The following is a 21,601-nucleotide window of genomic DNA, read 5'->3' as shown; positions in this document are numbered from 1 at the left end:
CGCGTCGACCCTCCGGTCCGCTCGTGGGCCGACGTCCGGCTGTGCGACGCGTCAGTGCGAGAGCGCCGGCACCGTCCGCGGCCGGACGACCACCCAGAGGACGATGACGGCGACCGCCGCCGTGCAGGCCATCACGCTCGCCATGGGCGTTGCCGCGGTGATGCCGAGCCACCCGACGATCGGCGAGACGAGCCCGGCGACCCCGAAGTTCAGTGCGCCGAGGAGCGACGCGGCGGTGCCGGCCTCCTTCCCGTGCGCGGCGAGACCGATCACCTGGACGAGCGGGAACGTGAACCCGCAGGCCGCGATGAAGAACCACAGCGGCACGAGGACCCCGACCAGACCCGCACCGAGCTGGTCGAGCACGACGATCGCGACGGCGGACACGAACAGCGTCGCCGTCGAGCAGGCGAGGATCCACTGCGGGCCGACCCGCTGCGCCAGGCGCGAGGACACCTGCACGCCGACGACGACGCCGATCGAGTTCACGGCGAAGAGCAGGCCGTACTGCTGCGCGTCGAGGCCGTAGACCGTCTGGAACAGGAACGGCGACGCCGACAGGTACGAGAAGAGCCCGCTGAAGACCATCGCCCCGATGAGCGCGACGCCGACGAAGATCCGGTCGGAGAGCAGGGCCTTGTATCGCTGCCCGATCGTCGAGTGGCCGGCCTCCTTCCGCCGAGCCGGCGGCAGGGTCTCGACGATGAGCAGGGACGACGCGATGACGACGGCCGCGCCGTAGCACGCGAGGAACACGAAGACGCCGCGCCAGCTGACGAACTGCAGCATCTGCGAGCCGATCAGCGGCGCGAGGATCGGTGCGAGGCCGTTCACCATCGCCAGGCGCGAGAGCATCCGGACGAGGGGCTTGCCGCCGAACAGGTCGCGCACGGTGGCCATCGCGACGACACCGCCGGCCGCGGCCCCCATGCCCTGCAGGACGCGGAAGAGCGCGAGCACCTCGACGTTCGGCGCGAGCGCTGCGCCGACCGACGCCGCGACGTGCACCGAGGTGGCGATGATGAGCGGCAGACGCCGGCCGACCTTGTCGCTCCAGGGCCCGACGAGCAGCTGCCCGACCGCGAACCCGAGCGTGGTCGCGGTGAGCGTGAGCTGCACCGCACCCTCGCTGATGCCGAACTCGCGCTCGAGCGACGGGAACGCCGGCAGGTACAGGTCGATGGTGAACGGCCCGAGCGCGGTGAGCGCGCCGAGCACGAAGACGTAGACGAGGCGCTGCCGCCGGGTGAGCGAGTCACCGGGGTGCAGCACGACGCGGAGCGAGCCGGTGGTGGCGGGCGCGGTCACGAGCGGTCCTTCACAGGGGGTCGGGTGCAGGAGAGACGGGATCGGGGCGGTCGCCGTCGACGTGGTGGACGTCAGGGCCGACCGAGCAGGACCGGGGCGGGTCGACTCGAATCGATTCGGCCCCGGAACCATCCTACGGGCTGCGTGAGCGCTCTCGCGACGCCCCGACCGCAACGCGCCCGTCACACTGCGCTCCTCATCCAGTCCGCGCGGTCGCCGTGCGGTAACGTCGGACTGCTCGACAGCCGCCTCGTGCGGACGGAACGAAGAGGGGGTGGTGTCGTGGTCGACGCCCGGATCGTGCACACCACGGCAGCACTGCGCGAGGCGGTCCTCCGACTCGCAGCCGACCGCCCGGTCTCCGCCATCACGGTCGCCGACGTCACGCGCGCAGCCGGCATCAACCGCGCCACGTTCTACTCGCACGCCGTCTCCCCCGGATCGCTCCTGGCCGACGTGCTGACGCCCGAGCTCGACCGCATCCGCGAGGAGGACGTCGAGGCCCGCCGGGCCGCCTCTGCCCGCGGGGCCGGCGAGGACGAGCTCGCCGCCATCACGCGCCGGGGCATCGACGCCGTCGTCGAGCACGTCGTGGCCCACCGCGACATCTACGCCCGCGGGTTGCCGGACACCGAGGACGCCTCCCTCCACCGCCTGCTCGTCCAGCACTTCACGGTGTCGAGCGCGCAGCACATCCGCGAGCTCGACCCCGCGTCACGCCCGCCCCTGCTCGACGACGTCGCAGCCGGGTTCGTGGCGCAGGGCTTCGTCGGCGCGATCGAGGCGTGGCTGGCCGGACCCCGACGCTCCCGGAGGTCCCTGGTCGAGACGATCACCCTGTCGTTCCCGGCCTGGTGGCACTGAGCCGAGCCGGCACGCGGCCCCGATCCAGGCCCCGGCCCCGCGCCCGGTCGCACTGATCGCGACGGTTCGCCGGCCCGGGTCCCGACGTCAGTCCCCGGCGCCGCTGCGCCCGCGGCGGTCCCCCGTGTCCGGCTGCTCGCCGCGCTGCAGCGACCGGACGACCTCGACCGCCGCCCGGGCGGTCGTCCCGGCATCCGCTGCCGCCGGCACGCGGTGGTCGGCGGAGACACCGTCACCGCCGGTCCCGCTCGCCGGGACCGACGCGCCGACCGACACCACGACCACACCGGCGTCGTGCGCCGTCTGCACCGCCTCCGCGAGCGCGTCGGCGTCCACGGCGTGCACGAGCAGCGCCTTCGCTCCACCGCGGACGAGCGCGTCGACGGCACGGGCCTGCTCGGCCGCGGCACCGGAGGACGGCACCACCCGGACGTCCGGCGAGAACCCGGCACGGTCGAGCCCGCGCTCGAGGTCCGCGGCGAGCGTGTCGTCCCCGGGCGCGAGCACCGCGCCGACCACGGCGTCGTCGGCGAACCCGCCGTCGGAGCTGGTGAGGTCGGTGCTGCGGACCGGGGTCGGCGCAGCGGTCGTCGGCCCCTGGCACCCGGTCAGGGCGAGGGACGCCGCCACGAGGACGGCGACGACGACGGTGCGCACCCGGTGACCTCCGCTCGATCCGGTGCCCCACGCTACCGCGGGGCGGGTCACTCGGCGCCGGGGGTGGGCGGTGCGGGCACGGGACCGAGGCGCCGGACCGCGACGATCCCGACGAGTGCGATCGCGGTCATCGCGACGAAGACGAGCGGGAACGACCAGTCGCCGTCGGCTCCCCCGCTGCCGACGAAGAGCAGGCCCGTGACGGCGAGGCCGACCACGCTGCCCGAGGCGTCGGCGATCGTCAGGGCCGAGCTCGCGAACCCGTCGTCGCCCTCGCCCGAGAAGCGGAGCGTCAGCATCGACAGCCGCGGGTACATCGCGCCCATGCCCGCGCCGCCGACGAACCACCCGGCCACGAGCAGCCACCACGGCAACCCCCACACCGCGACGGCGAGCGCGACGAGCAGGCTGACGAGGACGAGCGTGAGTCCGGCGCCGAAGGTCCGCGCCGCGGTGAGCCGCTGCTCCCCGAGCCGACCGTGCAGCCAGCTCGCCCCGGCCCAGCTCAGGGCGGCCACGGTGAGCGCGAGCCCCGCCGCCGAGGCGCTGAGGCCGTGCCGTGCCTGCAGCAGGAAGGGCACGTAGGCCTCGCTGCCGAAGAACGCCGCCGCGACCAGGCCGCGCAACAGCACCACGGACGGCAGGCCCGCGACCGCCCGGAAGGTCCCGGCCGGCAGGAGGGGCCGCAGCGCCGCCCAGGCGCCGACGACGCCGATGACGACGGCCACGACCCGTGCCCACGGACCGAGGTCCGGCGCGACGTTGAGCAGCAGGATCGCGAGCGCCGCCGCGACCGACCACGCGATGCGCCCCGCCTGCCACGGGGGTCGGCGCTCGACCGGCGGCGCGTGCAGGCGTGCCAGCGTCGGGACGAGGAGGGCGAACGCGACGACCGCGATGACGAGGGCGCCGGCGAAGACCCAGTGCCACCCCCACACCTCCGTCACGACCCCGGCGAGCGCCGGGCCGACGAGTGCCGGGACGACCCAGGCCGCGGCGAACCCGGCGAAGACCGGACCGTGCAGCTCGGCGGGGAAGATGCGGGCGACGAGCACGTAGAGCACGACGTCGATCGCACCGGCTCCGAAGCCCTCGACCAGGCGACCGGCCAGGAAGACCTCCATCGTCGGCGCGGTCATCACGACGGCCGTCCCGACGGCGAAGAAGAGCGCCGACACCCAGGCGACGACGCGGCCGCCCGAGCGGTCCGTCCAGGTCCCCGCGAGCACCATCCCGGGCACGCCGGCGGCGAGCGGGGCCGCGAACGCGAGCGCGTAGAGCGTCTGCCCGTCGAGGTCGCGGCTGATCTCCGGCATCACCGTCGTCATCGCGAGGTTCTGGAACGCGGCCACCCCGACGATGGCGACCATCCCCAGGGTCGCGAGCGCGTAGCGCCCGCTGAGGATCCCCGACCTCGTCGCCACACTGCTCACCGGGCCAGCCTAGGGGCGCGCACCGACGATCCGTCACGTCTGCGTCAGCAGGCCGCGGTCACCCGGCCGCGGTCACCGGGACAGTGCCTGCAGCACGTCCGCGACCAGGTCGCCCTGGTCCTCGATGCCGACCGACAGGCGGACGACGTTCTCCGGGACGGCGAGCTCGGTGCCCTTGACCGACGCGTGCGTCATCTCGCTCGGGTACCCGATGAGCGACTCGACGCCGCCCAGGGACTCCGCGAGCGTGAAGACCTCGGTGGACTCGACGAAGCGCTTCGCCGCCTCGGGTCCGCCGGACAGGGCGACCGAGAGCATGCCGCCGAAGCCGCGCATCTGCTTCGCGGCGACCTCGTGTCCGGGGTGGTCGGCGAGACCGGGGTAGTACACCCGCTCGACGCCGGGCGCCGAGACGAGCGCCTCCGCCACGGCCTGCGCGTTCGACGAGTGCCGCTCCATCCGGACCGGCAGCGTCTTGATCCCCCGGGTCGTCAGGAAGGCGTCGAACGGCGACGCGATCGCGCCCGCGCCGAACTGCAGGAAACCGACCTGGTCCGCGAACTCGCGGTCCCGCAGGACGACCGCGCCGCCGACGACGTCGGAGTGCCCGCCGAGGTACTTCGTGGTCGAGTACGACACGGCGTCGGCGCCGAGCGACAGCGGCTGCTGCAGGTACGGCGACGCGAACGTGTTGTCGACGACGACCAGGGCGCCTGCGGCGTGACCGACCTCGGAGAGGAGCGCGATGTCCGCGATCTTCATGAGCGGGTTCGTCGGGGTCTCCACCCACAGCACCGTCTTCGCCGGGGCGCCCTCGAGCGCTGCACGGACCCGGTCGACGTCGCTCATGTCGACGACCACGAGCTCCACGCCCCACGGCACGTGCAGGCGGTTCACCAGACGGTGCGTCCCGCCGTACACGTCGTTGCCCATCACGACGCGGGCGCCGGGCTCGAGGTACGCGCGGAGCAGGGCGTCCTCGGCCGCCAGGCCCGATGCGAACGAGTACGCCGCGACGCCGCCGTCGAGGTCGGCGAGCAGGGTCTGCAGCGCGTCGCGCGTGGGGTTGCCGCCTCGGGAGTACTCGTAGCCGTTCCGCATGTTCCCGACGCCGTCCTGCACGTAGGTGCTCGTGACGTGGATGGGCGGGATGACGGCACCGGTCGTGGCGTCGGGGTCCTGGCCGGCGTGGACGGCGCGGGTGGCGAACTCGGTCATGCGCTGGGGTTCCTCGTGGGGTCGGGGTGGGGTCGGTGCGGGCGAGCGCTCGCTGTCGGTGCGGGCGGGCGCTCGGTGTCGGTGCGGGCGGGCGCTCGGTGTCGGTGCGGGCGGGCGCTCGGTGTGGGCGAGCGCCCGGTGTCACTCGGAGAGCGACGTGAGCAGGTCGTGCCGGGTCAGGACGGTGACGGGCTTGCCGTCGTCGACGACGAGCAGCGCGTCGACCGTCTCGAGCGCCCGGCGGGCTGCGGACAGCGATTCACCGATGCCGATGAGGGGCAGTGGGTCACCGACGAAGCCGCTCACGGCGTCGGTCATCGCGGCGGTGCCCGTGAAGACCTGCTCGAGCAGGTCCTTCTCGGCGACCGCACCGACGACCTCGCCGATCACGACGGGCGGTTCGGCGCTCAGCACGGGCATCTGCGAGACGCCGTACGTGGACATGATCTCCACCACGTCGCGCACGGTGTCGGACGGGTGTGCGTGCACGAGGTCGGGCAGTCGGCCGTCCTTGCCGGCGACGACGGAGCCGACCGTGCGGGCGTCGTCGGTCTCGGCGAAGCCGTAGGAGCGCATCCACCGGTCGTTGAAGATCTTGCCGAGGTAGCCACGGCCGCCGTCGGGCAGCAGCACCACGACCACGTCGTCCTCGGTCAGGTCGCGTGCGGCCCGCAGCGCCGCGACGACGGCCATGCCGCTCGACCCGCCGACGAGCAGCCCTTCCTCGCGCGCCAGCCGTCGGGTCATCGCGAAGGACTCGGCGTCGGTGACGGCGAGGATCTCGTCGGGGACGCCGGCGTCGTACGCGCCGGGCCAGAAGTCCTCGCCGACGCCCTCGACCAGGTACGGCCGACCGGTGCCGCCCGAGTAGACGGAGCCCTCGGGGTCGGCGCCGACGATCCGGACGCGTCCGTCGGAGGCCTCCTTCAGGAAGCGGCCGGTGCCCGAGATGGTGCCACCGGTGCCGACGCCGGCGACGAAGTGCGTGAGCCGACCGTCGGTGTCGCGCCAGATCTCCGGACCGGTCGTCTCGTAGTGGCTCCGGGGACCGTTCGGGTTCGCGTACTGGTTCGGCTTGTAGGCGCCGGGGATCTCTCGCACCAGGCGGTCGGACACCGAGTAGTAGGACTCGGGGTGCTCCGGCGGGACCGCCGTCGGCGTCACGACGATCTCGGCGCCGTAGGCCGTGAGCACGTTGCGCTTGTCCTCGCCGACCTTGTCCGGCAGCACGAAGACACAGCGGTACCCGCGCTGCTGGGCGACGAGCGCGAGGCCGACACCGGTGTTGCCGGAGGTCGGCTCGACGATGGTGCCGCCGGGTCCCAGCTCGCCGGACGCCTCGGCCGCGTCGATGATCCGCGTGGCGATGCGGTCCTTCGACGAGCCGCCCGGGTTGAGGTACTCCACCTTCACCAGGACGGTCGCCCGGATCCCCTCGGTGACACGGTTCAGTCGGACGAGCGGGGTGTCACCGACCAGGTCGACGACGGAGTTCGCGTAACGCACGCGGCCGAGTCTAGGTGGCCGGCTCGGCCGTCGGCTGGGTTGCGACGAACGATGTCGACGTCTGGTCCTGCTGGTGGAACAGCGAGGCGTAGACACCGCCGCGCGCGAGCAGTTCGTCGTGGTCGCCCCGCTCGACGATCCGCCCGTGGTCGAGCACGAAGATGACGTCGGCCTCGCGGATCGTGGACAACCGGTGCGCGATGGCGATGGTGGTGCGCCCGGCTGCCGCGGTGTCGAGCGCGGTCTGCACGACGTGCTCGGAGATCGAGTCGAGCGCGCTCGTGGCCTCGTCGAGCACCAGGACGGGTGGGTCCTTCAGCAGCACGCGGGCGATGGCGATGCGCTGCTTCTCGCCGCCGGACAGTCGGTAGCCCCGCTCCCCCACGACGGTGTCGTACCCGTCCGGGAACGAGGCGATGGTCTCGTGGATGTTCGCCGCGCGTGCGGCGCGCTCGAGCTCCTCGTCGGTCGCGTCCGGCTTCGCGTACCGCAGGTTGTCGCCGATGGAGGCGTGGAACAGGTACGTCTCCTGGCTCACGATGCCGACGTGGCGCATCAGGTCCTCGTGCTCCAGGTCGCGCACGTCGGCTCCGGCGAAGCGCACGGTGCCCGAGGACGCCTCGTACAGGCGCGGCACCAGGTACGAGATGGTCGTCTTCCCCGCACCCGACGGCCCGACGAACGCGGCGAACTGCCCGGGCTCGAGCTCGAACGAGACCCCGCGGAGCGTCGGCTTGTCCGGTTCGCCGTCCGGGTAGGTGAAGGAGACGTCCTCGAACGCGACGTGCCCCACGCGCGACGCGTCGACACGCTGCGCGTCGGGGGCGTCGGTGATCGCCGGGCGCAGGTCGAAGTACTCGAAGATCCGCGCGAACAGCGCGCCGGACGTCTGCAGGTCGAGCACGACGCGGAGCAGTCCGACGGTCGGGAAGAGCAGGCGCGACTGCACCGTGGTGAACGCGACGATCGTGCCGGCCGTGATCGGGACGTCGCCGACGATCAGGAGGGCCGCGACCACGTAGATGACCGCGGGGATGATCGACAGGAAGACCTGGACGATGGCGAAGAACCACTGCCCGGACATCTGCTGCCGGACCTGCAGCTGGATCTGGTTGCGGTTCTCGTCCCCGTAGCGCCGGGTCTCGCTGCGCTGCTGGGTGAAGCTCTTGGCGAGCAGGATGCCGGAGACGCTCAGGGCCTCCTGGGTGATCGCGGTCATGTCCGACAGCGACTCCTGCGTCTGCGCGGCGATCCGGGCGCGGACCTGGCCGACCCGGCGCTGGGCGATGACGAGCAGCGGCAGGAGCACGACCGCCACCAGGGTCATCTGCCAGCTGAGCAGCAGCATCGCCACGACCGCCGCGATGACCGTGACGGTGTTGCCGAGCACCGACGAGATCGTGTTGTTGAGCACGCTCGCGACGCCGCCGACGTCGTTCTGCAGGCGCGACTGGATCACGCCCGTCTTCGTCCTCGTGAAGAACGCGAGCTCCATCCGCTGCAGGTGCGCGAACAACCGCATGCGCATGGCGCCCATGACCTCGTTGCCCACCGTCGCCGTCAGGTACGTCTGCCAGATCCCGACGCCGGCGCTCGCGATCCAGAGCGCGATCATCGCGCCGACGAGCTCGAGGAGCACGGGCAGGTCCGGGCGACCCGAGGGCGGGAAGAGCCCCCGGTCGAACGCCTGCTGGGTGAGGAGCGGCGGGATCACCGAGAGTGCCGCACCGACGAGCACGAGCACGACGGTCACCACGATCGCGCGGCGGTGCGGCACGAACAGCCCCGCGATGCGCCGGAGCAGGTGCGGGATCCGTGGCGCCTCGGCGTTGGCGGCCCGCTGCGCGGCGGCGTCGCCGCTCGAGATCCGCCCGCCACCGCGGGGCCCACCCCCGCGCATCCCGTGGCCCATGCTCATGGCACCAACGTATCCCCGGCGGCGGACACGGGCGGCGGGCTCCGCCGTGGGCGTATTTGACCCCGTTCAGGGGCCGTGCGACCATCGTCCGTCCCCTTCCCCGCGCCGATCACGAGGTCCCATGACGTCCGCGCCCTCCCGCCCCACGTCCCTCCGTCACCAGCTCGCTCGCCGGAAGCCGATCGAGCAGCTGCAGGCCGAGGCCGCGGCGGGCGTCGACGGCGAGCCGCTCCGCCGCTCGCTCGGCGTCTGGCACCTGACGATGATCAGCGTCGGGGCGACGCTCGGCACCGGCATCCTCGTCGTGCTCGGGACGGCCGTGCCGCTCGCCGGTCCGGCCGTCTGGATCTCGTTCGTGCTCGCGGGCGTGGCCGCACTGCTCTCCGCGCTGTCGTACGCCGAGATGGCCGGCGCCGTGCCGACCTCGGGGTCGAGCTACTCGTACACCTACGCCACGATGGGCGAGGGCATCGCCTGGGTCTGCGGCTGGTGCCTCGTGCTCGAGTACGCGGTCTCGGTCGCCGCGGTCGCGGTCGGCGCCAGCGAGTACGTCGACGAGACCCTGCGCGTCTTCGGGCTGCACCTGCCGGCCGCGATCGCCGCTCCCCCCGGCGACGGTGGTGTGGTGAACCTGCCGGCGGCGGTGCTCGTCCTCCTCGCGATGGCCGTGCTGCTGCCCGGTGCCCGCGAGAGCGCCTGGGTGAACACGCTCATGGTCGTGGTGAAGATCGCCCTGCTCGTGTTCTTCGTGGTCGTCGCGTTCACGGCCTTCTCGTCCCAGAACTTCGCGCCCCTCGCGCCGATGGGGGCCGCCGGTGTGACCGCCGCCGCGTCGCGGTTGTTCTTCTCCTACATCGGCTTCGACGCCGCATCGACCGCCGGCGAGGAGGCGAAGGACCCCCGCCGCGACCTGCCCCGCGCGATCATCGGGTCCATCGTGATCGTCACGACGCTGTACATCCTGGTCGCGATCGCCGCGATCGGTGCCCGCCCGTGGACGTCGTTCTCGTCCGACGAGGCCTCGCTCGTCCGCATCGTGGTCGACGTCACCGGGCAGCCGGTCGTCGCGCTCGTCTTCTCGATCGGTGCGGTGATCGCCATCGCGAGCGTGGTGCTCACGGTGCTCTACGGCCAGACCCGCATCCTGCTGACCATGGCGCGCGACGGCATGGTACCGCCGGTGTTCGGTCGGGTCTCGCCCCGGACGGGCACCCCCGTGCCGAACACGCTCATCGTGGGTGTGGTCGTCGCCGTCGGCGCAGCGCTCGTCCCCCTCGGCGAGCTGGCCGACGCGACGAGCATCGGCACCCTGGTGGCCTTCGCCCTCGTCAACGTCTCCGTGATCGTGCTCCGACGCACCCGCCCGGAGCTCGAGCGGTCGTACCGGGTCCCGCTGTTCCCGGTCGTCCCGGTCCTCGGCACGCTCTGCTGCGTGCTCCTCGCGGTCTTCCTCGGCGCCGGCACCTGGATCGCGTTCGGCCTGTGGATGCTCGCCGGCGCGGTGCTCTACCTGGCCTACGGCCGCAGCCGCAGCACCCTGCGCTGACGCGCCCGCGCCCGGCCGCGCCGCGCCGCGCCTGCGACCGCGCCCGCGCCCCGAGACTCGGCCCCGCGGACACTTTCGCACCCGATCACCCACGAACGTGTCCGCAGGAGCGAGTCTCCCGCTCCATCCACACGTCCCCACGAACACAGCAGGACCCACAGATCGCCTCCCGAGCCGCTTGTTCCGCAGTGGGAGCCCGACAGTGGAGGTGTGCGACACCACCGAGAACGACCCACCCTGCTGCGCGCCGACGGTGACGACTCACGCGCGCGGACCCTCCGCCGGCAGCACCGCGCTGGCCTCCTCGTCCGGCTCCGCGCCGGCACGTACCTGCCTCGCACGTCCTGGGTCGAGCTCGATGAAGCCGACCGGCACCTCGTCCGCATCTGGGCGGTCGCGCCGGCCGTACCCACCGGAGCTGCGTTCTCGCACGTGTCCGCCGCACTCGTGCACGGCTGGCCCCTGGTCGGCCCGGCACCCGAGCGCGTCCACGTGACGGTACCGGGGGCCGAGCGCACCCTCCACCGCGCCGGCCTCGTCCTGCACGCGTCCGGTGGCACGCGGGTGCGCCTGGCCCCGGCTCGCCTCGACGGCGTCCCGGTCACGGACCTGGTGACCACGGCATCGACGGTCGCGACCTCGCTGCCCGTGCACGTGGCTGCCGTGGCGATCGACGGGGCGGTGCGCGCCGGTACGCTGAGGCCGTCCGAGCTCGCCACGGCGCTCCCGCCCGGCCCTGCGCGTGGATCTCGACGAGCGCAGACCGTGCTGCGGGCGCTCGACGCTCGGCACGAGACCGCCGGTGAGTCCTACACGGCCGTCCGGCTGGTCGAGAGCGGCATCGACCGGGTGGTACCGCAGCACGAGTTCCGCCACGACCACGTCGTCGACCGCGTCGACTTCTGGCTCCCGGACAGCGGGACGGTCATCGAGTTCGACGGGAAGGTCAAGTACACCGACCCGACGATGCTCGCGGGCCGAGACCCGGGTGAGGTCGCCTGGGCGGAGAAGCGCCGGGAGGACCGACTCCGGCAGCGGAGCGAGGTGCGGACCGTCATCCGCGTGACGTGGTGGCACCTGGAACGACTGGATCGTTTCCAGGGCCTCCTCCGGGCGCACGGGCTGGTGCTGTGAGACGAGACTCAGCCCCGCGGACAACTTCGCGGCAGGTGAACCACGAATGCGTCCGCGAGGCCGAGTCTCGCGAAGCGGACCGCCCGCCGGACCGCCCGCCCGACCGCCGGCAGCGCGCCCCGCGCACGACGAAGGCCGCCGCCCCGAGGGGCAGCGGCCTTCGCGAAGAGCAGTACGCAGTACTTACGCGAGCTCGATCGTGGCGCCGGCGGCCTCGAGGGCCTCCTTCGCCTTGTCGGCCGTCTCCTTGTTGACACCCTCGAGGATCTTGGCGTCGGCGGTCTCGACGAGCGCCTTGGCCTCGCCCAGGCCGAGCGACGTGAGGCCACGGACCTCCTTGATGACCTGGATCTTCTTGTCACCGGCCGACTTGAGCACGACGTCGAACTCGGTCTTCTCCTCGACCTCCTCGGCGGGGGCAGCAGCGCCACCGGCCGCGGCGACCGCGACGGGGGCAGCAGCGGTGACCTCGAAGACCTCCTCGAACTTCTTCACGAAGTCCGAGAGCTCGATGAGCGTGAGCTCCTTGAAGGCCTCGATGAGCTCGTCCTGCGAAAGCTTCGCCATGATTTTCTCCTACTACTAGCTAGTACGTGTGGTTGATGAACGCGTGCCTGGTCAGGCCGCGGACTCCTGCTTCTCGCGAAGGGCGTCCACGGTGCGGACGGCCTGCGAGAGGGGTGCCTGGAACAGGTACGCAGCACCGAACAGCGAGGCCTTGAAGGCGCCGGCGAGCTTGCCGAGCAGCACTTCGCGGGACTCGAGGTCAGCGAGCTTGTCCACCTCGGTCGCGGTGAGCGGGTTACCGTCGAAGTAACCGCCCTTGACCACGAGCTGAGGGTTCGCCTTGGCGAATGCACGCAGCGACTTCGCGACGGCGACGGTGTCACCGTGGACGAAGGCGAGAGCGGACGGACCGGCGAGCTCGTCGTCGAACGAGGTGATGCCGGAGTTGTTCGCCGCGATCTTGGTCAGCGTGTTCTTCACCACGGCGTACGTGGCGTGCTCACGGATCGAGTTGCGGAGCTCCTTGAGCTGCGCCACCGTGAGACCGCGGTACTCGGTGAGCAGAACGGCGTTCGAGCTCTGGAATGCTTCCGTGAGCTCGGCGACCGCAGCTTCCTTGTTCGCCATGGTTCTCCTTGGGGTTCTTGCCGGCTAGCCCCTGGTCACCACACGAAAAAAGCTCCGGCGCAGAGGCTCGGAGCTGCTCCCCCGCGAACGGGAGGAGTGGATCTGAACACCTGCGCTGGCTGCCCCACGAGTGAGGACCTTCGGTCTGTGCGCGAGCGCACAGACGACCGGCGGTCTTTGGCTTCGACGAAGGTACCACAGGATCCGACGGTGACCAAGCGCCGGACGGGAGGCGCGGGGCGGCGCCGCCACGTTCCTCCAGACCGTCAGGCGGTCGGCGTCACCGTGCCGGACGCGACCGCCGGCCGCGTGGCCGGCAGGTGCACCGTGAACACCGTGTCGCCGGGTCGGCTCGTGACCGCCACGCTGCCGCCGTGCGCCTGCACGACCGCGTCGACGATGGCCAGGCCGAGGCCCGTCGACCCGGCGCTCCGCGACCGTGAGCTGTCGGCCCGGGCGAACCGTTCGAAGAGCTTCGGCAGGAACTCCGGGTCGATGCCCTGCCCGTCGTCGCGCACGGTCAGGTCGACGCCGTCGGCGCCGGGTGCGATACCGACCGTGATGCGGGTGCCCTCCGGGGTGTGCGTCCGGGCGTTCGTGACGAGGTTCACGACCACCTGGTGGAGTCGGGCGGCGTCACCGGGCACGACCACGGGTTCGTCCGGCACGTCCACCGCGATGACGTGGTCCGGCGACGCGGCGTGGGCGTCGTTGACCGCGTCGAGCACCAGACCGGTCAGGTCGACGTCGGCGAACTGGACCTCGCGGCCCTCGTCGAGGCGGGCGAGCAGGAGCAGGTCCTCGACCATGCTCGTCATGCGCTCCGACTCCGACTCGATCCGGCTCATGGCGTACACGACGTCCGGCGGCAGGTCCGCGCCCATCCGTCGGGTCAGCTCGGCGTACCCGCGGACCGACGCGAGCGGGGTGCGGAGCTCGTGCGAGGCGTCGGCGACGAACTGCCGGACCTTCTGCTCCGAGCGCTCCCGGGCCTGCATGGCGCCCGCGATGTGTCCGAGCATGCGGTTGAAGGCGGTCCCGACCCGGCCGACCTCCGTCCGTGGGTCGGTGTCGGGGACGCGGACGCCGTCGAGTGCATCGCTCCGTTCGAGCGGCATCCGGGCGACGGACGACGCGGTCTCGGCCACGCGCTCGAGCGGGCGGAGGGAGCGGCGCACCACGACCGCGGCGACCCCGGTCGCTGCGAGCAAGGCGAGGGCGGTGACCACGAGCACCACGCCGAAGAGCTTCCAGACGCTCTCGTACACGGGCGCCATCGGCAGGCCGACGACGAGGACCGCGGACCCGAGCGACACCGCGGTGACCCGGTAGCGGCCGAGGTCGGTGCCCAGGTCGACGGTCTGGGCCGAGCCGTCGACGGTGACGTCCCCGAGCGGCCGCACGGCGGAGGACGCCAGCCGGTCGACGTCGCCGGCGTTGTCGAGCACGCTGCCGACGACGGCGTTGCCGTTCAGGAAGTAGGCCGTCAACGTGCCGGCCGACTGCCCGCTCGGTCGACCGATCTCGAGCCCGGGGCCGCCCGGTCCCTGCTGCTCGACCGACCGCTGGGCGCGCGTCGTCGCGAACGAGAGCTGCTCGTCGATCGCCGCACGCTGGATCGAGAACAGCGCGATGATGCTGCCCGCCCCGATCACCGTGCTGAGCGCGACGACGATGGCGACGATGCTCAGGACGAGCCGTCGTCGGAGCGTCACGAGGTCGGCTTGATGACGTACCCGACGCCGCGCACCGTGTGGATCATCGGGGTCTCGCCGGCGTCGATCTTCTTGCGCAGGTAGGAGATGTAGATCTCCACGACGGAGCTCTTGCCGCCGAAGTCGTACGACCACACCCGGTCCAGGATCTGCGCCTTGGAGAGCACCCGCCGGGGGTTGCGCATGAGGAAGCGGAGCAGCTCGAACTCGGTCGCCGTGAGCTCGATGGACCGACCGGCGCGGGACACCTCGTACGACTCCTCGTCGAGCACCAGGTCGCCGACGACGATGCGGGAGTCACCGGCCTCCGACACCGAGATCTGCGAGCGACGGATGAGCCCACGGAGGCGCGCCACGACCTCCTCGAGGGAGAACGGCTTGGTCACGTAGTCGTCGCCGCCGGCGGTCAACCCGGTGACCCGGTCCTCCACGGAGTCCTTCGCGGTGAGGAACAGCACCGGGGTGTCGTCGTTGTTCTGCCGGAGCCGACCGAGCACCTGCAACCCGTCGAGGTCGGGCATCATCACGTCGAGCACCATCGCGTCGGGCTGCCACTCACGGGCGGTGGCGAGGGCCTGCTGACCGCCGTTCGCGCTCCTGACGTCCCAGCCCTCGTAGCGCAGCGCCATCGACAGCAGGTCGGTGAGGCTGGCCTCGTCGTCCACGACGAGGACGCGCAACGGCGTGCCGTCGGCGCGGGTGAGGCGGGGGGCTGCTGCGGGCTGGGAGATCGTCACGTCATCGAGGATCGGTGTGGTTCCTATGAGCCGTCTGTGGCCCAGCCCTCCTCGTCCTGTGGATCGTCCCACCGGTCCCGAGGCTCGTCGACGCTTCCCGAGCAGCCGCCCGGGCGGTCGCCCGTAGCGTCGGCACCATGCTGCGATCCCCGGCCTGGCCCCCGTCCGTGACGGACGTCGACACCGCGGACGTCGAGGCGGCGGCCGGGAGGACCGGCTCGTCCCCGCAGGACCGGCTCGCCTTCGCACGGTGGGTGGCCGACACCGCTCCGCCCCTGTCCGCAGGATCCGCCGGCGGCGCGTTCGCGGCCCTCGCCGCGGTCGCCGCCGCCGACGTCGCGCTCGCCCGCACCGTCGAACCGCACCTCGACGCGCTCGGCATCCTCGCCCAGGCCGGTTCGGCCGCCCCGGAGGGCTCGACCTGGGGCGTCTTCGCGGCCGAGGCGCCGGGGACGACGCTCACCGCGACCCCTGACCCCGCCGCCGGTCCCGACGCCGTCCGACTCGACGGGACGAAGCCCTGGTGCTCGCTCGCGTCGACGCTCTCGCACGCGCTCGTCACCGCGCACGTCGGTGACGACCGGCAGCTGTTCGCGGTCGACCTGCGACAGGACGGTGTCACGGCGCACGACGAGGCCTGGGTCGCGCGCGGGATGCCCGACGTCCCGAGCGGCCCGGTCGACTGCACCGGCGTCCGGGCGACCGCGGTCGGCGCACCCGGCTGGTACCTCACCCGCCCGGGCTTCGCCTGGGGCGGCATCGGCGTCGCGGCCTGCTGGTGGGGCGGAGCCGTCGGGCTCGCCCGGCTGCTGCGGTCCGCGGCGGCGGCCCGACCCGACGCCGAACTGCTCCGGGCAGCGCTCGGCGCGACAGTCCTCGACCTCGCCGATGCCGAGGACGCCCTGGCGACCGCCGCCGCCCGGATCGACGCGGCCGGGTCGGACGACGACACCGACTGGTCGCTCGTGGCGCAGGTCACGCGGTCGCGGGTCCGTCGCGCGGTCGACGCCGTGTCGCAGCGCGTCGTCGCGACGCTCGGCCCCGCCCCGCTGACGAGTGACCCCGCGGTCGCCGCACGGGTCGCCGACCTCGGGCTCTACGTGCTGCAGGACCACGGGGAGCGCGACCTCGCCCGGGTCGGACGCATCGTCACCGAACGCGGCGGTGTCGCGTGGTGAGCTTCGACCACCGCGAACCCGGGACCGATCCCGCGGCGTGGACGGCGTTCCTCCGCTCGGTGCCCGCGGTGCCGGTCGACCTGCACGGTGTCGGCTCGGTGGTCGTCGTCGCGCCGCACCCCGACGACGAGACCCTCGGCGCCGGTGGCCTGATCGCGACGGCCGCGGACGCCGGCATCCCCGTCCACGTGCTGCTCGTCACCCGCGGCGAGCGCTCGCACCCGGACTCCCCCACGGTGACACCCGCCGAGCTCGCGCCCCGTCGCGCCGCCGAGTTCCGGGCCGCGCTGCGCGTGCTGCACCCGACGGCCGGCGCGACCGAGCTCGACGTGCCCGACGGCGCGGTGCGGGAACACGTCGACGTGCTGCGCGCCGCACTCGAGCACCGTCTCGCCGGGGCGCCGCGTCCGACGCTCGTCGTCGCGCCCTGGCGCGGGGACGGACACCGCGACCACCGGATCGCCGGCGAGGTCGCGGAGCAGGTGGTCGACGCGACGCCGGGCACCGACCTGCTCGCGTACCCGGTGTGGGCCTGGCACTGGGACGACCCGGCTGCTCCGACCGCACCCTGGGACCGGGCCCGCACGCTCACCCTCGACGCGGACGTCCGTGACCGGAAGGCCCGGGCGCTGGCCGCCTACCCGTCGCAGACGCTGCCGTTGTCGGCAGCACCCGGGGACGAGGCGATCGTCGACGACCGTCACGCGGCGCACCACCTGCGGGTCGAGGAGTGGCTGTTCGCGCCGGTGCGGTCGCGCTCCGGGGACTCCTTCGACGCGCACTACGCGCGGAAGCCCGAGGGGTGGGACTTCGACGGCTCCTGGTACGAGCAACGGAAGCGCGCCGTCACCCTGGCCGCACTCCCCCGCCCCCGCTTCCGGTCGGCGCTCGAGCTCGGCTGCGCGACCGGCGTGCTCACCGCGGCCCTCACCGAGCGCGCGGACGCGGTCCTCGGCACGGACGTCGCTGCCGCCGCGATCGAGCGGGCGGAGCGACGGGCACCGGGCGCCCGGTTCGAGACCGCCGCGTTCCCCGCCGAGTGGCCGGACGGCCGGTGGGACCTGGTGGTGCTCTCGGAGGTCGGCTACTACCTGTCGCCGGACGACCTCGACCGCACCGTCGACCGGGTGCTCGAGACGCTCGACGACGACGGCGTGCTCGTCGCCTGCCACTGGCGCCACCCGGACGACGACGCGGTGACCGACGGCGACACGGTGGACGCGCGGCTGGCCGCCCGCTGGCCGCGGCCCGCACTCGTCCGGCACGTCGAGGAGGACTTCGTGCTCAGTGTGCTGCCGGGACCCGCCGTCGCCTCGGTCGCCCGGGCCGAGGGGCTCGTCCGGTGAGCGCCACCCGCATCGACGTCGTCGTCCCGGTGCACGACGAGGAGACCTCCGTCCGCGCCGCCCTCGACGCACTGGCGACCGCCGTCACGTCACTCCACGACGCGCACCCGTCGACCCGGGCCGCCGTGACGCTCGTCCTCGACGGCTGCACGGACGGTACGGCCGGCATCGTCGGGACGGCGCGGCAGGCGGACCCCGTGTGGCGGACGGGTCGCCTGTACGTCAGGACCTCGTCGCGCGTCGGCGTGGGTCGCGCGCGGGCACTCGGCACCGCGCACGCGAGGACCCTCGCCCGGGCGACCCCGCCCGGCCGGCACTGGTTCGCGCACACCGACGCCGACTCGCGCGTCCACCCGGACTGGCTCGTGCAGCAGGTGGACGCCCTGCTCGCCGGAGCGCACCTGCTCGTCGGCGCGGTCGTCCCCGACCCGGACGACCTCGACCCCGCGGTGCTCGACCGCTGGCGGGCGGCACACCCGCCCGGGGCGACCCTCGGGCACGTGCACGGCGCGAACCTCGGCGTGCGGGCGGACGCCGACACCGCGTTGGGCGGCTTCGACCCCGTGCCCGAGCACGAGGACGTCCGACTGGTGGACCGGGCACGGGCACTCGGGCTCGACGTCCGGGCGACGACCGAGCTCCCGGTGGTCACGAGCGGACGCTTCGCCGGCCGGACCCCCGGTGGGTACGCGGAGCACCTCCGTCGCACCTACGGCGACGCCGGCTGACCCGCCCCTCCGGCCCCCGCCCGCCCCTTCCGCGGAACGCAACGTCGGCGGCTGCCCGCACGGCGACACCGCTGCGAGCAGTCGCCGACGTTGCGTCGTGCGGTGCGGGTCTGCGCGGACACTCCCGCGGAGCGGCCCGACGCGCTCAGGTGACGGGGTAGTCGCAGTACGCGAACCAGCGCGAGTCGGGCGACCACGGCGGCACGTTGACGGTCCCCTGGCCGCCGTCGAGCGCGACGAGGGTCTCGGGCACGACGGCGATCCGCGCGCCCCGGGCCAGGACCCCGGGCAGCAGCCGCAGCTCGACCCGGTGGTCGGCGGGGTGCCCCTGCACGCCGGGGCCGTACGACAGGTAGAGCATGTGCGCGCCGTCCGGGGACAGGTGCGGGAACCAGTTCACGCGGTCGTCGGCGGTGATCTGCACGGGACCGCCCACACCGGGGTCGTCCGCAGCGCCGTCGCCCGCAGCGCCGTCGGACTCGAGCCGGAGCGACGCGAGCTGCGCGGTGCCCGGTGTGAAGCGCTCGGTGTTGAACAGGACGGTGGCGCCGTCCGGCGTGATCGCGCACCCGTCGTCCGGGTGGGGGTCCCGCGTGAGGAAGGTCGTGTCGCCGGACGCTGCGTCGACGAGGGCGACGTCGGTCGTCCAGACCCCCTCCGGCGTGCGCTCCCCCACGATCGCCGCGAGGGTCGAACCGTCGGGCGCGATGCCGTGCAGGTAGTACTTCCGGACCACCGGCAGCACCGCGGCGGTGTCGGTGATGCGGACCGCCGACCCGCCCTCGGGCAACGGGACCCGGTACAGCTCGCCGTCGCGGGCGCTCACCACCACGGAGTCGCCGCCGGGGTCGAGCACGTGGTCGTTGTTGATCTCGTCGACGCCCGGCATCGGCACGCGGACGAGAGCGGTCTCGTCGAGCACCGTGTCGCTGCCCGTCGCCGGCGGGGTCAGGAGCCAGAGGTCCCCGTCCCCGTTCAGCACGAGCGTGCCGTCGTCGCGCACGTTCGGCGCCTCGGCGAGCACCCGGTCCGACGAGAACACGAGCCTCGACGTCCGGGTCTCGACGTCGTACACGTGCACCCGGCTGCTCTGCCCCGGCAGCAGCTGCCGTCCTCGCGTCCCCGTCATCTGTCCATCCTGTCGCATCGGACCACGCACCGACGAGACTCGGCCCGGCGGACAGTTCCACGGGCGAAGTCCCGCGAAACTGTCCGCCGAGCCGAGTCTCGGGTAGGCCGGCCGGGCCCGCCAGCCGAGCCCGGCCGGGCCGGCCGGGAGCGCCTACTTCACCGCACCCGCGGTCAGACCGGCCACGAACTGGCGCTGCACGATGAGGAACGCCACCACGACCGGGATCGAGACGACGAGCGACGCCGCCATGATCTGGTTCCAGTACACGTTCGTCTGCGTGGAGTACTGCTGCAGACCGTTCGCGAGCAGCTGCCCGTCGCCGTTCGTCATCACCGAGGCGAAGAGGACCTCGCCCCACGCGGTCATGAACGAGTAGATGCCGACCGCGACGAGACCGGGTCGCGCCGAGGGCAGGATGACCCGGAACAGCGCGCCCATCGGGCCGGAGCCGTCGACCATCGCGGCCTCGTCGAGCTCCCGCGGGATCGTCTCGAAGTACCCGGACAGCATCCAGATCGAGAACGGCAGCGTGAACGTCAGGTAGGTGATGATCAGGCCGAGCCACGACCCGACGAGCTGGATGCCGAGCGCGTTGCCGAGGTTCGTGAAGATGAGGAACAGCGGCAGCAGGAACAGCACGCCCGGGAACATCTGGGTGGAGAGCACCGCGGTGGTGAAGGTGCTCTTGCCCTTGAAGTTCCAGCGCGAGACACCGTACGCGGCGAACGTGGCGATGATCAGCGAGAACAGCGTCGCGATCGTGCAGACCACGAGCGAGTTCACGAAGTACTTCGCCAGCGGCACCGTCGACCACATGTCGATGAACGGCTGGAGGGTGATGTTGGTCGGGATCCACGTGAAGTTGTCCTGCACGTCGCCGAGCGGCTTCATCGCCGTGGTGATCATCACGTAGAGCGGGACGACCGTGAACAACGTCAACAGGACGATCGTGACGACCTTGAAGGACTTGGCGCCCATTGTTTCACGCACGGACGGACCTCCGGTTGGTCACGGCCAGGTAGATGCCCGTGACGATGAGCAGGAAGATGAGGAGCAGCACGCTCATCGCGGCGCCGGAACCGAAGTTCCAGGTGATGAACGACGCGTTGTAGATGTGGAAGCTGAGCAGGTCGGCGGCCGGCGGCTGCGCGGTCGAGCCGAACAGCACGTAGGGCGTGTTGAAGTCGTTGAACGTCCAGAGGAACATCACGAGCACGAGCGTCACGTTGACCGGGCGGACCATCGGCAGCGTGATGGAGCGCCACTGGCGGAAGGGCTTCGCACCGTCCACCGACGCGGCCTCGTACACGTCGTTCGGCACCGACTGCAGGCCCGCCATGAGCATGAGGAACGCGAACGGCCAGGTCTTCCAGATCGCGACGACGACGACCGAGACGAACGCGTTCGAGCCGATCAGCCAGAACGGTCCCTGCCCACCGAAGAGTCCGAGCTGGTCGACGAGGACGTGGTTCACGGCACCCGAGTCCCGCTGGAACATGAACTTCCAGGTGATGATGCCGGCGTACATCGGCAGCGCGTACGGCACGAGGAAGAGCGTGCGGAAGAGCCCGCGGCCCTTGAAGGGCTTCTGCAGCGCGACCGCCGCAGCCATGCCGAAGGTCCACGCCAGCGCGACGACGATGACCGTGTAGCCGCAGGTGATGAGGAACGAGTTGAGGACGCCCTTGCCGATGGCCTGGTCGAAGTCGATGGCGACCGAGTAGTTCCGCAGTCCGGCGAAGGGCGCGGCTCCCCAGTTCGCGATGAAGTACTTGGTGAGCTGGACGAACGAGATCCAGATGCCGGTGAGCATCGGCACGATGTGGATGAGCAGCTCGAAGAGGACCGCCGGCGCGACGAGCGCGTACGGCAGCCAGTGGCGCTTCGGCTTCCGACCCGGCTGCGGCCCCGACAGGGTCGGTGCCTTCGTGTGGGTCAGGTCGATGCGCTCGGAGTCGGGCAGGACCGAGGTGGTCATGGGTGGGGGCCTTCCGGCAGGAGGGGGATCGGTGCTTCGCGCGGGTCCGTGGCAGCGGACGGGAGGCGC

General features: G+C 72.4%; 19 protein-coding genes. 6 read left to right on the top strand and 13 right to left on the bottom strand.

Annotated elements, in window-relative coordinates; all coding sequences use genetic code 11:
- Positions 1–51 precede the first annotated feature (51 nt).
- A complete protein-coding gene (locus M3666_RS04880; protein ID WP_251154627.1) occupies positions 52–1,308 on the bottom strand; it encodes a multidrug effflux MFS transporter in 1,257 nt (418 codons plus the stop codon).
- Positions 1,309–1,590: 282 nt separating this feature from the next.
- Here M3666_RS04880 and M3666_RS04875 point away from each other — a divergent pair, with 282 nt between their 5' ends.
- On the top strand, positions 1,591–2,172 hold the full coding sequence (locus M3666_RS04875) for a TetR/AcrR family transcriptional regulator (RefSeq protein ID WP_251154626.1): 582 nt from the start codon (positions 1,591–1,593) through the stop codon (positions 2,170–2,172).
- Positions 2,173–2,259: 87 nt separating this feature from the next.
- Here M3666_RS04875 and M3666_RS04870 read toward each other — a convergent pair whose 3' ends face one another.
- From M3666_RS04870 to M3666_RS04850, 5 genes are all read right to left on the bottom strand, one after another.
- Complete coding sequence (locus M3666_RS04870) at positions 2,260–2,829, bottom strand: substrate-binding domain-containing protein (RefSeq protein WP_251154625.1); 570 nt, start codon at positions 2,827–2,829, stop codon at positions 2,260–2,262.
- 47 nt (positions 2,830–2,876) lie between these two features.
- Entirely contained in the window at positions 2,877–4,262 is a 1,386-nt protein-coding gene (locus M3666_RS04865; protein WP_251154624.1) for an MFS transporter, read from the bottom strand.
- A 72-nt stretch (positions 4,263–4,334) separates the two neighbouring features.
- On the bottom strand, positions 4,335–5,480 hold the full coding sequence (locus M3666_RS04860) for a cystathionine gamma-synthase (protein WP_066655198.1): 1,146 nt from the start codon (positions 5,478–5,480) through the stop codon (positions 4,335–4,337).
- 141 nt (positions 5,481–5,621) lie between these two features.
- Positions 5,622–6,986 (bottom strand): cystathionine beta-synthase, encoded by a 1,365-nt coding sequence (locus tag M3666_RS04855; protein WP_066655200.1) that lies wholly within the window; start codon positions 6,984–6,986, stop codon positions 5,622–5,624.
- Between the two features lie 10 nt (positions 6,987–6,996).
- The gene (locus tag M3666_RS04850; protein ID WP_066658440.1) at positions 6,997–8,898 is read right to left on the bottom strand and encodes an ABC transporter ATP-binding protein; all 1,902 of its coding nucleotides are present in this window, start codon (positions 8,896–8,898) and stop codon (positions 6,997–6,999) included.
- Between the two features lie 127 nt (positions 8,899–9,025).
- Between M3666_RS04850 and M3666_RS04845 the strand changes: the two genes are divergently transcribed.
- Positions 9,026–10,450: an APC family permease gene (locus tag M3666_RS04845; protein ID WP_251154623.1), complete on the top strand. Its 1,425-nt coding sequence runs from the start codon at positions 9,026–9,028 to the stop codon at positions 10,448–10,450.
- Between the two features lie 210 nt (positions 10,451–10,660).
- On the top strand, positions 10,661–11,584 hold the full coding sequence (locus M3666_RS04840; protein ID WP_251154622.1) for a hypothetical protein: 924 nt from the start codon (positions 10,661–10,663) through the stop codon (positions 11,582–11,584).
- Positions 11,585–11,767: 183 nt separating this feature from the next.
- Here the strand turns inward: M3666_RS04840 and rplL are convergent, their stop codons facing one another.
- From rplL to M3666_RS04820, 4 genes are all read right to left on the bottom strand, one after another.
- Positions 11,768–12,151 (bottom strand): 50S ribosomal protein L7/L12, encoded by a 384-nt coding sequence (gene rplL, locus M3666_RS04835; RefSeq protein ID WP_066655204.1) that lies wholly within the window; start codon positions 12,149–12,151, stop codon positions 11,768–11,770.
- 51 nt (positions 12,152–12,202) lie between these two features.
- Complete coding sequence (gene rplJ / locus M3666_RS04830; RefSeq protein WP_058727460.1) at positions 12,203–12,718, bottom strand: 50S ribosomal protein L10; 516 nt, start codon at positions 12,716–12,718, stop codon at positions 12,203–12,205.
- A gap of 266 nt (positions 12,719–12,984) precedes the next feature.
- Positions 12,985–14,433, bottom strand: coding sequence for a cell wall metabolism sensor histidine kinase WalK (locus M3666_RS04825; RefSeq protein ID WP_209685066.1), 1,449 nt, complete (start codon positions 14,431–14,433; stop codon positions 12,985–12,987).
- Entirely contained in the window at positions 14,430–15,170 is a 741-nt protein-coding gene (locus tag M3666_RS04820; RefSeq protein WP_308301826.1) for a response regulator transcription factor, read from the bottom strand. Before M3666_RS04820 ends, M3666_RS04825 begins: the two co-directional genes overlap by 4 nt.
- A 137-nt stretch (positions 15,171–15,307) precedes the next feature.
- Here M3666_RS04820 and M3666_RS04815 point away from each other — a divergent pair, with 137 nt between their 5' ends.
- From M3666_RS04815 to M3666_RS04805, 3 genes are read left to right on the top strand one after another with little or no spacing between them, the layout of a single operon-like run.
- A complete protein-coding gene (locus M3666_RS04815; RefSeq protein ID WP_251154621.1) occupies positions 15,308–16,348 on the top strand; it encodes an acyl-CoA dehydrogenase in 1,041 nt (346 codons plus the stop codon).
- Positions 16,345–17,694: a bifunctional PIG-L family deacetylase/class I SAM-dependent methyltransferase gene (locus tag M3666_RS04810; protein WP_235426347.1), complete on the top strand. Its 1,350-nt coding sequence runs from the start codon at positions 16,345–16,347 to the stop codon at positions 17,692–17,694. The genes M3666_RS04815 and M3666_RS04810 overlap by 4 nt, the downstream gene beginning before the upstream one ends.
- Entirely contained in the window at positions 17,691–18,422 is a 732-nt protein-coding gene (locus tag M3666_RS04805; protein WP_066655212.1) for a glycosyltransferase family 2 protein, read from the top strand. The genes M3666_RS04810 and M3666_RS04805 overlap by 4 nt, the downstream gene beginning before the upstream one ends.
- A gap of 145 nt (positions 18,423–18,567) precedes the next feature.
- Here M3666_RS04805 and M3666_RS04800 read toward each other — a convergent pair whose 3' ends face one another.
- From M3666_RS04800 to M3666_RS04790, 3 genes are all read right to left on the bottom strand, one after another.
- Complete coding sequence (locus M3666_RS04800; protein ID WP_251154620.1) at positions 18,568–19,551, bottom strand: biopolymer transporter Tol; 984 nt, start codon at positions 19,549–19,551, stop codon at positions 18,568–18,570.
- 153 nt (positions 19,552–19,704) lie between these two features.
- Positions 19,705–20,532 carry a carbohydrate ABC transporter permease gene (locus M3666_RS04795; RefSeq protein ID WP_235426348.1) on the bottom strand — a complete coding sequence of 276 codons (828 nt, stop codon included), beginning with the start codon at positions 20,530–20,532 and terminating at the stop codon, positions 19,705–19,707.
- 4 nt (positions 20,533–20,536) lie between these two features.
- Positions 20,537–21,532 (bottom strand): carbohydrate ABC transporter permease, encoded by a 996-nt coding sequence (locus M3666_RS04790; protein WP_200884102.1) that lies wholly within the window; start codon positions 21,530–21,532, stop codon positions 20,537–20,539.
- Positions 21,533–21,601 lie beyond the last annotated feature (69 nt).

This window comes from Curtobacterium sp. ODYSSEY 48 V2 (genome assembly GCF_023712625.1).
Classification (GTDB): Bacteria; Actinomycetota; Actinomycetes; order Actinomycetales; family Microbacteriaceae; genus Curtobacterium.
This window is presented reverse-complemented; position numbering and strand designations above follow the sequence as displayed.